Raw genomic sequence first — 12,252 nt, 5'->3', positions numbered from 1 at the left:
GTCTTTTGCACGGTGCCGTTGTGAGGGCAGGGCGAGGTAGGGGTGAGGTTGGGTCTCAGAGCCCCGTCGGAGAGGGGAAGGGGGCCCGCGGCGGGAGGCCTGGGGCCTTCCGCCGCGCCGGTCAGTTGCCGGGGCGTTGCCGCAGGGTGGCGCGCGCTGCGTTCGTGGCCTGGACGTCGAGGAGCACCTGCGACAGCTGTTTCTTCGTGATTGCGAGGCTTCCGTCCAGGATGGAGCGGATCGCGGCCTCCCTGATGAGGAGGGAGAGACTGGCCATCACGCCGCCGGTGCGGAGATGGATGTAGGCGGCGTGGCGTAGCAGCGTTCCGGGCCGGTGATGGGCCAGTCGCAGTGCCCCCTCCATGTCGCTCAGGAGCGTGCGCCACGTCTTCTTCTGTTCCGGGGTGCCGTTGAGCAGCGGGGGAGTGCGCAGGAGTTTGCAGCGGGCGGCGAGTTGGGCGCCGCGGGGCCCGGTCAGCAGCGGTGAGTCCTCCACGTTGACGCCGGCCAGCACGAACGTCGCGGGTACTCGTTCCATCAGGGTCTTGACCTGGTCGGAGGTGTCGGCGCCGGGCCGGGTACGGGTGTTGAGCAGGTGCACGTCGTCGATAAACACCAGCCGGGTGCCCCGCTCGTACAGGACGTGGCATACGGCGTTGGTGATGGTGTGTTCGGTCATCCGGTCATGGACGGGAATGCCGGCGAACCGGGCGAGGACCTTGGCCAGGTTCCTGGGCGTGTAGGTGGGCGGGACGGAAGCGAACAGCACGGGCATGGAGCCCTCCAGGCCTGGCCGACGGCGCCGTTCGCTCAGTTCGAAGGACCGACCGAGTTCCATGAGTGTGGTCGACTTTCCCGCCCCCGGCGGCCCGGACACGATCAGCCCGCGCCGGGCCGTGCTCGACTGCCGGTTGTTCACCAGCAGAGTCACCCTCAGCTCCGCCTTCGCCCGCTCCATAGAAGGCGTCTTGAGGGTGACGAACTCCGAGTGGTAGTCCAGCAGCCTCGTACGGTCCCAGGACGGGTCGTCCACCGGAGGAGCGGTCACACGCAGACGGCAGACGTACTCCTGCCACCGGACGCAGTCCGTGACCGCGCCGGGAGTGACATCGCCGTCGGAGAAGTCGCCGCCCACGGCAGCAGTTACGGCAGCCACTGGTCCTCCTCAAGGTCCTGGTCACTGAGGATGAGAGACCCTCCCGGGACATGGCCGGCCTCAGGCCCGTCACCGGCGATGCCCTCGTCGTCGTCCTCATCCGGCGGGGTCTCGTCGGGATCCGGCGCCGCATACACCGGCCAGCCCGAACGCCGGGGCGAGCACGTCCAGCACGCTGATCTCGCCCGCAGGCACCGGCACCGCCTCCGAGGCGCGGGACTTCGCCATCACCCGCCGCTCCACGCTGGACAGCTTCTCTTTGCCCGCGGCCCGCCTGAGGAAGGCGTCCAGGGCCAGGGCCAGTTCGGCCTCGTGTTCCTCACGCGAACCGGTGCGCTCGACCACCTTGCAGATGTGTTCCCAGACGTGGTGCGTGAACGGAAGGGCGACCGATGTGGCGTGGACCCACGCCACCTCACGGAAACCCTCCGGCAGCCGAACCCAGATCCGGACCGGGTCGTAGGGGTTGTAGTGCACCTCCCACAGGCCCTTTTGCACCCGTACCCCGGAGTGCTGCCCGCGGTGTCCGTTGAGACAACTGCCGTCGTAGGTGCGGTAGCCGAACCGGATACCGGCATCGGTGATCGGCTGCCAGCGCACCGGCAGCAGCTCCACGAAGCCGTCCGCCGACAAAGGCACCGGCACGTACCCGGCGACGGGCAGCAGCGCCGCCCACATCTGGTTCGGGGTCAGAGCCTTCTTCGGCATCAGCGGATGCCGAAGCCCCGCGTGCGGGCGGTGGTGCCAGTACACGAGGAACTCCTCCCACAATGCCTGGAGTTCGGCCACGGTCCACAGCGGCTCCTGCTCGACCTTGGAGCCGCGCTCACTCACGTTCGAACCGGTGTAGCCGGGCAGCCACTGGCAGAACAGCGAATTGATCGAACCGAACGGCCTCTCCACATGGCCCTTGGCCGGTCCGTTGGCCGGAGGCACCGGCTGCAGCGAGATCCCCAGGCTCTCGCACGCGGCCCGGGTGGCCGCAGAGACGAACACCTTGCCCTGGTCGACCACGACCGTCTCGGGCACGATCACCGGACGGGCCGCCGCGTCCTTCAGCCGCTCGTCGATGCCGGTCAGTCGCTTGTGCGGCACGACCGAGGAGGCCATCGACAGCGCCGCGGACCAGCCGGGCCGCATCACCATCGGCGTCATCATCTGCGCCAGCAGCACCGCCACGTCCGTCAGCTTGCTCCCCACCGGTCGCAGCACCCCCACAGACCGCGCATGGCCACATCCACGGCGATGGTCAGTTCCAGCCGCCCCACTACCCCGTCGTCCAGGACCACCAGCACGTCCAGCGGCGAACTGTCCAGCATCACGATCTCACCCGGACGCAGCGCCAGCGTCGGGGTGAACGGCGGGGACGGACGGGCGGCGCGGGCACGCCGCTGCGCCACCGTCCCCTGCAACCCGAGGGATGCCTCCACCGTGTCGAGGAGCCTGTTGAACGTGGACTGCGGCGGCACCTCGACCGTCCGCAGGCCGGGCTCGCCGTGGTGGTCGTCCAGCCACCACTGCACCTCCCCGCGCATCCGCTTCTTCCACCCTCGCGACCGGGAGCGGGAAGCCTCGACAGGCAGCAGGGCGCGCAGCGCCTCGACCACCCGGGGATCGGCGCGGACCAGCCGCGCCGAGCTGCGACGCTTCTTGGCCAGCCCCCACACGCCGTCCGCGTGGTAGCGCGCACGCCACCTGCGCACCGTCGCCTGGCTCACGTCCGCCCAGCCCTGCGCGGCCAGTTCATCGACCTTCGCCTGCTCACGCTGGGCCAGCGTGGTGGACACGGGATCGTACTCAGGCCGCACCGACGCCGTGCCGTCCGGGGAGGGACACCCCGTCTCCACCTCACGGACGTGCCGCTCCAGCTCGAACGCACGCCACTGCTCGTTCTCGGACACCGTCGACAGCAGGCCCATCTGCGGTACCCGCAGACGCGGCGGACCCCCTACCTGCTCGAACGACACATCGCCGAGCAACTCCGCCAGCCCGAACACCGCCAGCGTGTCTTGCCCGTCCTTCTTCTCCGTCCCGGAGAGCCAGATCCGCGCACCGAACGCCGAGGATCCCTCGATACCCGCGACGGTCCACTCCCGGTTGCCGTAGCGTACGACGGTGCCGGGCCTGAGCAGGGGCCGGCTCACCGCCCGTCCTCCGCGCATGCCACCGCGACGGTCCGCTCGTGCAGCGGGCGTTCCAGCGGCACGCTCAGCACGCCCACCCACAGTGCGTGGAACACCGACGGCCACACCGCGATCGGATCACCCAGCAGCCGCACCCCCTCCGCCAGCGCCGTCGGCTCCCGGAAACACTCGGCCACCTCCCGCAACCGGTCCTGCGCATACCGCGGATGCCGGTAGCCGGCAAGCCAGCGCACGTTGGCCTCGACCACGGGCTGTGGCGGTCCAATCAGACGGTAGTGCCAGCCTGCGGTGGCCGCAGCACCCTCCAGGTGGGCGGCCCGCCAAACGAGTCGCCGCCCCACCCCGAACCGGCTCGCACAGTCCACCAGCAGTCCGCTGCCATCCGCCAGACGTGCCATCAGGTGCGGCGCGTGCGACACCGTCCTGCCGCCCCGGCCGTGCCCACGACAGCTCCACCGGCCGGCAGGCCAGAGCCGTCACCACCGGATCGTGGTCCAGCACCATGAGCTGCGTGCGCATGGCCTTGAACCCATGGTGCACCAGGCACCTGTCGGTCGCGGACCAGTACCAGCCCGGAGCCGAGCGCCGCCCCTTGCAGACGGGGAACCGCCGTACTGGCAGGCACTCTTCCAGCCGCTGTTCTCCAGCCGTCTCCAGCCAGGGCAGTTCGTACTCGGTGCCGTCAGGGCGGATGAACCGTGCGGTCATGCGTGCCGGATCGGCGAAGCGATGGCCGATGCTCAGCGGTGGCGGGGGATCAGCCTGCTGGTGTGGTCCGAAAGACAGAGGGATCACGAACAACTCTCATGTATGCATGGAAATCGGAATAGAAGGCACTGCTTGGAAGGCAGGGCAGGCGTTTGGACACACGCCGTGGAGATGCCAGTCGGCCCCGCGACGGCGAGCCGTGGCTCGCACGCCGCGCTCACACCAACAAGGCGCGCGGCTACAGGAAGCGGAAGCGGAGCGGCTTCAGCGCCATCACCGATGGGAGCACTGTCGCCGTCCGGGACGCCGGCAGGATTCCCGCCTGATCGCCTGCAGGCCGCGTCCAGCGGCTTTTCCCCGCAGCGGTGTCTTCCTTCAGCCGCATACCGGCCGCGGACTTTGGGGCAGGATCAGACACGATGAGCTCTGCGCACGGCATAGCACCGTTCGTGAGCGAGCTTGCGCATCACCCGACGGGGCATCCCCGCTAAGGCATTCAGCTCTCGTGGAGTTCCTCGTCCTGGACCGGGTGCCCAGCAGATCCTGTCGCGCAGTGGCCGTCGACATGAGCGTTCACGGGAGGCAGGAAAGAGCCATTCCACTCGCTGCCCTTTGCGCTTGTCGGCTGCCGTAGGGTCAGCTGGAGTAGCCGCAGTGGATCAAGGCAGGTCGCCAAAGAGGGTGTCCTGGACCGGGGGTGCGTTGCGCGGGCGGGGGAGCGGGCGGCGCTGGTCCTCCGGCGGTGGAGGTGTGCCGGCCGCGCCGTCGGTCAGCGCGTACCGGCAAGCATCGCGCAGGTCGGGCAGCTCGAGCTGTGCGCCCATGAAGCCGAGGAAGTCCGCGACGTTCCAGTCGATGAGGGCGCCCTGGCGGGACAGATACAGCCCCACGAATTCGATGGAGTAGCTGTCGCTGTAGTCCAGCAGAAGGTAGCCAGCGAGCTGGTAGAGCTCAGCGCGGCCCATCCGCTCGGGGCGGATAGTGGCTTTACAGTCGATCAACTGGCCGCGGAGGATGAAGTCGGCGTCGGCTCCGCCTACATGGAGGCTGCCGTCAAAGACGGGCCCGCAGACGCGCTGCGCGGCGGGCAGCTGCCGTAGGCCGTCGAAGGGGCCGGGATGTGCGGCCAACCTCATCTGCTGGCGGATGTCGTCGACGATGTAGGGCGGTACGGCATCGACGATTTCATCCAGCGTTGCGCCTGGCCTGCTGGAGCCCAGGCTGTTGCCGCGTATCCATCCCACGTGGCGGAAGATCGCTTCGAAGCTCGATGCGACGTGGCACAGCCGCACCAGGCGGTCCTCCGTCTCGGAGTCGCACGCCAGCGGCTGGCCTTCGCTGCTTTCGTACTGGTCCAGTTCTTTCAGTAACACCGCGCCCGCTGCCTGCACCGTGCTGATGACGTCAGGAGCCGGCCAGCCGTCGTCGTTGATAGCCGCCCGCACGATCCCTTCTTTGATCGGCTGGCCGGTGGGCGCTCCGAGACTGATCCGCAGCCGGTGGTCGATCGTGTGCCCCAGCATCCGGTACTCCGGTCGCTGCCCCATGTCGGCGGCGGGGCTCACCGGCGCCGGATAACGGACCATGCGCCTGCGGTAGTCAGATAACAGATCATCGACGGCTGGCAGATGCTCGGTGAGGAACTGCGACATCGCTGACGTCGGGTCTTTGAGGGACGAGGTGAGACTCATAGGCGCATCCTGGCGCACCTTTCCGGCAGCACATGCAGCGTCTGGTTGCGGTACCGGGCGGTAGCCGAAACTTCACGCCATATCCGCCGCATCGGCCGCACCGACGCATTGTCAGACCCTGCCTCTACAGTGCCCCTCTCCTGCGCAAGGACGCGAATCAGAGTTCCCACCCTTGCCCGTCAAAAGTGCGCTCTTACCTGCACTGATGACATTTCGAACGCCAAGGCGAGGCGGAATATCCTGCCGGTGACCAGCAGCGAGCCGGACTTCCAGCCAGGACCCGTCGACTACGGACAGACGGCGGAGCATCGCGTGCTACACGCGTTGAATCCGGGCAACGCATAGGAACAAATGACCGAAAGGATCACGTCGCCCTGCGAGCCCGCTCTAGGTTCGAGACGTGTCCCCATCCGTGCCAGGTCCGCATCAGGTTCGTACGCCGTTTGCGTGCCTGCCCTGTTGGTGCCAATGGCGCTACCGCGGCCCCGCGCATATGCGCACGCGCCCGCTTATCGTCGGTGACAGGCTCACCCTGCCAGCTGTGCACCACGGGCAGCAATGCGATGAGCCGTTACTGATGATCTCGACGTCATGTTGCCGGACGGATTCCCAGCTCAGAGGCTCCGTCGTCGCGCGACATCACGCCCGGAATCTCAGTAGGAGCCGGCGAGGCGGGTCCCCCCGGGGCCTATCACCATCTACCCCGTCCCTGGCTGCCGCGCCCGCCTACCGCGCCTCATGTAAGCCCTCGACAAGCACCTCTTGCCCCGACATTGACCCGGCCTCGTGGACCAGCAACGCCGACGAGCCCTGGCGCGGCGCTGGCAAGAGTCTCAGGCTGACGGACCGGAGAGAGGGACAGCACCGCCCACGCCACCAGCACCTGCCGCTTTCTCTCATTTCCCGCCTCCCGCCATATCGAGAAAGAACCGACGATGAGCAGATATCCCGCGATCGACGACCTCCTCGCCACGCGCCGTCCTCTGCCCGCGCCCGCCGAACGCAGTCGTCTGCGTACCAGTCTCGCCCTCACCGCTGATGCAGTAGCCCACGCGATCGGCATCAGCCCCGCCACACTCCACGCGTGGGAAGAGGGACACGCCGAGCCGCAAGGACCCGTCCGCGCCGCCTACGCCTATTTCCTCACGCACGCCCGCACCTGCGCCGCCGAGGATCCCAACCTCGCCCTCAACCGACCGGCGCCCGACACGTCCACCGAACTCTTGCCACAACACACCTTCTGCGTGCTGTGCGGAAACCCGGCCAGCCGGCAGGTGGACGGCTATCCGCAACACCTCACCGCTGCCGAGTGCGCCGAGGCAGCCACCCCCTTGCCGGCCCTCGACCTTCCCAAGCCTGATGAGACACCACAGCCCCGGATCCCACACCCCCGCTCCGGTGCCTCACACCGTTCCAACACTACCCAGGACTTGATCGGGGAGACCGTCGCCGCAGCCCTGGCCGCCCACGACGGCGATCAGCGCCAAGCCATCGCAGCACTCACCGCACGCACAATCCCCGACGCCATGCGGCTGCTCGACGCGTGTCGAATCGGTGCCCGGTACGACATCGTCCGCCACCCCGCACTGCCCGAGACACTCCGCAAGCCGTCCCCGCATGCTCCTGACCGCGTCTGGGAGGCGCGTCCCGACTGGCAGTGCCCACAAGCACCAGACCAGACGGACCCAGTGGCGGCGCTCAACATCAACGGTGCCTATCTAGCCGCTTTGAAGACCCATCTTCCCCTCGGCCAGCTCCAGCCCACCGCCCCTCACCCGCATGACCGGCGTCGCGCTGGCATCCATCTCGTCACCCCCACAGCCTGGGAACACGGCGCCTACCTGCCCAACCCTCTCGGACCGCGCCTTGAACCTGGACCTGTCTGGATTACCGAGTCCACTCTGCGGCTCCTGCTGCGGCTATCGAGCTCCAAGTACGCACTGTGTGACCCACCGGTCATCCACGAGTCCTACACGTCCGGATCCACCGAGAACCTGCTTGAGAAGTTCCGTACCACCTTGCGTGACGCACGGGCCCGCGCCCTCGACGAGGACGACGTGGTCACGCTGGAGTACGTGAAAGCCTTGTACTCCGAATTCGTCTCCACCATGGGGGAGGCGACATCCAACAGGGATCTGCGCCGTCCCGACTGGATGCACATCATCCGCTCACAAGCCTTCGCCAACCTATGGTCCAAGGCCTACAAGGCATACGACGAAGGCCTGACCCTCGTGAAGGTATGCGGCGCTGACGAACTGCACCTGCAAGGAGAGTGGCGACGAGTCTTCCAAGAAGGCCGGGACCTAACTCAGGTCAAACTGAAGGACACCTACCAAGTCGCAACGCTGTACCCCCAGGCCGAGCCGGAACAGCAAAAGAGGTGCAACGACCCATATGTCGAGAAGCGGCGCTACGAGTACGCGGGCGGGCGCTACGTTGGCTGTCGCAGCTGCGGGGGAGACCTGTGCACCTCGTGCCGGACCGTCCACCTTGCTCCGGCCGACGTTCCATACGAGTACAACGACGACAACCTGTGCCCGGCGTGCCGATAGACGGCTCGGCGGCAACTGTCATGGGGGGGCGACCGCCGACGCCGCACAGGAAGGGGTGGCGTGGCGGGCCCACCGCTAGAGGACCGGTGGGTCTGCTGCGGGATCAGACCGACGGGTCGGCCCCTTCGTCCCTATTCGCTTACCCAGGGGATTCTTCGCTCTCATCTGCGCGGGATCGATGACCTGACCGGCCGCTTCGTTCGCCTCTGCCATGGAGCCGACGGCAGGCAGGAGGGCTGAGCTTGATGGGCGGCGTCCGGCCGCATGGTCTTTGACGGGTCCTCAGGGCTCCGCTAGTCTTCATGCCGAATCAGATATAAGAGTTTGCATGGAGTGGGTGGGATGCTGCTGACGACCGGGCAGGCGGCTCAGGAACTCGGCTGCGCCATCACCACCTTCCGCCGCCTCGTGCACGCCGGGCTGCTGCCGGGCCTGTCCCGCCGTGGTGTGCGTGTCATGGTTCCGCTTCATGTGGTCCAGGCACTCGGTCAGCGTCGGCACGCCCCGCTGGACCGGCTGGATGCTCAGGAGATCGGCGTCCTGCGGGTCGACACGGCCAAGCGGGTACAGGAACCGGACCGGAACTGGATTGGCTTCGCGGCCTCCCTCGCCCCCGAGGACCTCCTCAAGGCGCTGCGCGGCTGGTGGCGGTGCGATGCGCCGAGCGTGGCGGCCGCCGGAGTCCTGCCGGTGACCTTGTCGGGTTACGTGGTGGCCGTGCTGACCGGCCTGGAAGTCTGGGAGAAGAACGCCCAGGGCCGCTATGCCTTCCCTCACGCGCGGCTGGCGGGCTACGTCACTGACCTGGCCACGCCCGTCCATCACGTGACCGCCTCCTCGCATGCCGACCGGATGCTGGCTGATCTGCTGCTGGGCAGTCGGCTGGTCTCCCATTCGGGCGGGGCCATCGCCTACGTTCCCACACATGCCGCCGCCCGCCGTCCGGACAAGGAAGCCTGATGGACGCACAGCGCTACACCGCAGCCCTCGCTGAACTGCGCACCGTACGGGACGAGATCAAAAAGGCCCGGGCGGCTCTGGCGAAGCTGGAGGCCGAGCGGGACAGGCAGATCACACATCTGGCCAGGTACGAGAAGGCAAAGGCGGAACGGATTGCCCCGGCGGCCGGACTGAGCGTGGCCGACATCGTCACCCTGGCCCCCGCGTTGGCCCCCGCCCGCCTCACCACGGCCGAGACCGGCCTGGCCCACTCCGAGCCGGACGTCCCAGCTGCTGACGGCACGAAGAGCCCACCCCATCCCCCCGCCCCTGCAGGAGCGGTGGCGCCCGCGATGGCCGCCGCCCCGCCGGCACCGCCCGCCGCTGTCCCGCCTCCGGCTGCTCCTGCCGAGGACCCTGCCCGCGCGAAGCCCGCAGCCCCGGACGCGCCGCGTGCCCTCCCCTCGATCCCCGACGGGGCAGCGGGCAGCGGTTGGTTCACGCACACCCCGAACCTGCTCTCCACGCCGCCGAACTTCACCCAGCAGGCCCGCTCCACCGTCTTCCTGGACACGGACACGGGCGTGCTGGTGCACCGCAGCCAGACCTACCGCCTCGACCTGGCCGACACCTCGGTCGCCGCCATTCTGACCGCCGTCTTCCATACCCTGCCCGAAGGCACGGAGCGCATCTACATCACCGCCGGTGACCCCTGGCACCGTGACGCCGACCGCTATCCGTATCTGCGGGATGCGGTCGCGGCCTGGCTGAACGCCCCCACGCCGGGCTGGCGCACCGACACCGGCCGGGGCAAGGACCGCATGGCCGGGCACTTCGTCCACGCCCGCCATCCCGTCGGCCGCTACCAGCGCGACAACGGTGACAGCCACGTCGAAATCCGCTCGGTGGGGGAGTGGTTCGACACCGGCGGCGACGACCCGGCCACCGTCCGGGACGCGTTCGTACTGCTGTGGCAGGCACTGCGCCGCCACTGGACCGACGCCGTCATCATGGGCTCCCCGTCGCAGACTGGCCGCGACCTGTGGACCCGCACCATCCCCACCCGCGGCCAGCACGCCGAAGGCTTTCCCGTCCTGTCCGAGGAACTGCGCGGCCTGCTGCACGCCACCGCCGGCCAGGGACGCAACGAACTCGTCCTCCCGCCCCGCGTGCCCGAACAACTGCCCCAACTCATCGAGTACGACCGCACCTTCGCCTACGCCAAACACACCTGGAAGTCCCCAGTCGGCACCCCCCGCCGGATCACCGCCGCCACCTTCGCCTCCTGGAGTGAGAAGGAACAGACCCGGGCCCTGTACGGCTGCGGCCACTGGCAGGTGCGGGCCACCGTCCCCGATACCTGGAACCACGTCGGCATCCTGCCCGCCCCCGCGCCGGGCGACCGAGCCTGGCACTACCCTGCCGAGCCCGGCACGACCTTCACCACCTGGGCCGGCGGCCCCGAAATCCACACCGCCCTGACCAACCCCATCACCCCGTGGAAGATCGAAATCCTCGACGGCATCCTGTGGGAGGACGGCAAACCCCTCGACGACTGGGCCAGGAAACTCAAAGAGACCTGGACCAACCTCTCCGCCCAGGCCCACTTCCAGGGCGACGCCCAGCAGGCCCGCGCCGCCCACCTCGCCTCCCGTGCAGTGCGCGCCATCCTCCTGTACGGCATCGGCTCCTTCGCCCAGCGCCCCCGCATGGTCACTGGCACCACCCCCCGCACCCTGGAGCGCGACATCCCGCCGGACGCCGAAATCATCGGCTTCGACGACGAACAGATCACCTGGCAGAAGCCCACCGGCTTCAGCCGGGACCCCAACGCCCACCCCGAATGGGCCGCCGCGATCTGGTCCGGCGCCCGTGCTGCCCTCCTCTCCCAGCGTCACCGCGACGACAACACCTACGCTGGCGCCCTGCACACCGAGCCCGGCAGCGTCGTCGCCTTCCGCACCGACGCCCTCTACCTCACCCAGCCGCAGGCCTGGCCGCATCACCATCAGCCCGGCGACTACCTCCTTAAGGGCCACCTCACCGGCCCTGTGGCCGCACCCACCACCGAGGCAGAACTCCTCGCCCTGCGGGACGCCGGACGCACCGCCCTCACCCCCAGCGCAGGAGAGGCCTGATGCCACCCCGCCCCCGCCGCAACCGCCCTACCGGGCAACGCGAGCTGAACGAGGCCGCCCAGTTGGCCGACCAACTGCAGACAGCCGGCTACACCAAGCGCGACATCGCCCGCATCATCAACCGTGACGCCTCCCTGGTCTCCCAGTTCTACACAAAGAACAAAGGCGCAGCCTTCGTCCCTGCCCTGCGCCAGGTCCTGGCCGCCGTCCAGACAGGCGGCATCACCGACCTCCCCGACCTCGCCTCCATCGCAAGCCGGCACATCACCCGCCGCACCACCACCTCCGGTGCCACAGCCCGGGTACGCAGCAAAGCCGTCCTGATCACTCCCACCGGCTCCGGCACCGGCCGCGTCGGCGCCCAGGCGATCGCCTCCGGCTCCTCCCGCCTGCGCCCCCTGATCGCCGAAGCCGCCCGCCACGGCCTGCGCCTGGCCTTCACCGTCCGCCTGGCCAAGACCGGCTACGTGCACCCCTCCGGCAGCCGCACCGACTCACCCGGCATCCGCCGCGACGTCATCCAGCGCGCCGATCACACCGAGGAGCGCTCCTACGGCTCTTCCCAGACCGGCGGGCACGACGCCGCCGGCTTTGCCCAACGCGTCGATGCCGCGGGCGGAGACGTCACCGCAGCCGTCCATCAATGGCTGGTGGAGACCGGCCGCATCCGCCCGGATGCGCACATCATCCACCTGGAGATCCGTACCTGGCGCCCGCGCTGACGTGTCAGGGGCGGGGGTTCGGTGAGACCGTAGGCGCCTGCATCCCGCCGCCGCTGAGTGACCACGGCCCTGCGGCTGCCTGCACAGCCGACTGCAATAGCACGGAAATCACAGGTAGGGGCCAAGGGCCTTCCCTGTTGCCCCTCTGCTCGGCACTGTCGCAGCCGCACACTGCGGTATGCCGGAGCCTCGCGCAGTGGGT

The 12,252-nt window shown here is 68.7% G+C and carries 9 protein-coding genes; 4 read left to right on the top strand and 5 right to left on the bottom strand.

Annotated elements, in window-relative coordinates; translation table 11 throughout:
• Positions 1 to 121 precede the first annotated feature (121 nt).
• The 5 genes from ACZ37P_RS37760 to ACZ37P_RS37740 all read right to left on the bottom strand — a co-directional run bounded on the left by ACZ37P_RS37760 (position 122) and on the right by ACZ37P_RS37740 (position 5,699).
• Entirely contained in the window at positions 122 to 1,156 is a 1,035-nt protein-coding gene (locus ACZ37P_RS37760; RefSeq protein WP_329550418.1) for an AAA family ATPase, read from the bottom strand.
• Between the two features lie 96 nt (positions 1,157 to 1,252).
• Complete coding sequence (locus ACZ37P_RS37755; RefSeq protein ID WP_467350998.1) at positions 1,253 to 2,356, bottom strand: hypothetical protein; 1,104 nt, start codon at positions 2,354 to 2,356, stop codon at positions 1,253 to 1,255.
• Complete coding sequence (locus ACZ37P_RS37750; RefSeq protein ID WP_467350996.1) at positions 2,341 to 3,300, bottom strand: hypothetical protein; 960 nt, start codon at positions 3,298 to 3,300, stop codon at positions 2,341 to 2,343. Before ACZ37P_RS37750 ends, ACZ37P_RS37755 begins: the two co-directional genes overlap by 16 nt.
• The gene (locus ACZ37P_RS37745) at positions 3,297 to 3,698 is read right to left on the bottom strand and encodes a TnsA-like heteromeric transposase endonuclease subunit (RefSeq protein ID WP_467351001.1); all 402 of its coding nucleotides are present in this window, start codon (positions 3,696 to 3,698) and stop codon (positions 3,297 to 3,299) included. The genes ACZ37P_RS37750 and ACZ37P_RS37745 overlap by 4 nt, the downstream gene beginning before the upstream one ends.
• A 969-nt stretch (positions 3,699 to 4,667) precedes the next feature.
• The gene (locus tag ACZ37P_RS37740; RefSeq protein ID WP_467350994.1) at positions 4,668 to 5,699 is read right to left on the bottom strand and encodes a hypothetical protein; all 1,032 of its coding nucleotides are present in this window, start codon (positions 5,697 to 5,699) and stop codon (positions 4,668 to 4,670) included.
• 935 nt (positions 5,700 to 6,634) lie between these two features.
• Between ACZ37P_RS37740 and ACZ37P_RS37735 the strand changes: the two genes are divergently transcribed.
• From ACZ37P_RS37735 to ACZ37P_RS37720, 4 genes are all read left to right on the top strand, one after another.
• Entirely contained in the window at positions 6,635 to 8,251 is a 1,617-nt protein-coding gene (locus ACZ37P_RS37735; protein WP_467350993.1) for a helix-turn-helix domain-containing protein, read from the top strand.
• A 342-nt stretch (positions 8,252 to 8,593) separates the two neighbouring features.
• The gene (locus ACZ37P_RS37730; protein WP_467350992.1) at positions 8,594 to 9,211 is read left to right on the top strand and encodes a helix-turn-helix domain-containing protein; all 618 of its coding nucleotides are present in this window, start codon (positions 8,594 to 8,596) and stop codon (positions 9,209 to 9,211) included.
• Positions 9,211 to 11,328, top strand: a complete 2,118-nt coding sequence (locus tag ACZ37P_RS37725; protein ID WP_467350991.1) for a hypothetical protein — start codon at positions 9,211 to 9,213, stop codon at positions 11,326 to 11,328. The genes ACZ37P_RS37730 and ACZ37P_RS37725 overlap by 1 nt, the downstream gene beginning before the upstream one ends.
• Positions 11,328 to 12,050: a helix-turn-helix domain containing protein gene (locus ACZ37P_RS37720; RefSeq protein ID WP_467350990.1), complete on the top strand. Its 723-nt coding sequence runs from the start codon at positions 11,328 to 11,330 to the stop codon at positions 12,048 to 12,050. Before ACZ37P_RS37725 ends, ACZ37P_RS37720 begins: the two co-directional genes overlap by 1 nt.
• The last annotated feature ends 202 nt before the right edge of the window (positions 12,051 to 12,252 follow it).

This window comes from Streptomyces sp. NPDC024632 (assembly GCF_055559175.1).
This window is presented reverse-complemented; position numbering and strand designations above follow the sequence as displayed.

Coding starts and splice junctions, on each gene's coding strand:
- ACZ37P_RS37745 (WP_467351001.1), bottom strand. CDS start 3,698: ATGGCACGTCTGGCGGATGGCAGCGGACTGCTGGTGGACTGTGCGAGC.
- ACZ37P_RS37740 (WP_467350994.1), bottom strand. CDS start 5,699: ATGAGTCTCACCTCGTCCCTCAAAGACCCGACGTCAGCGATGTCGCAG.
- ACZ37P_RS37735 (WP_467350993.1), top strand. CDS start 6,635: ATGAGCAGATATCCCGCGATCGACGACCTCCTCGCCACGCGCCGTCCT.
- ACZ37P_RS37730 (WP_467350992.1), top strand. CDS start 8,594: ATGCTGCTGACGACCGGGCAGGCGGCTCAGGAACTCGGCTGCGCCATC.
- ACZ37P_RS37725 (WP_467350991.1), top strand. CDS start 9,211: ATGGACGCACAGCGCTACACCGCAGCCCTCGCTGAACTGCGCACCGTA.
- ACZ37P_RS37720 (WP_467350990.1), top strand. CDS start 11,328: ATGCCACCCCGCCCCCGCCGCAACCGCCCTACCGGGCAACGCGAGCTG.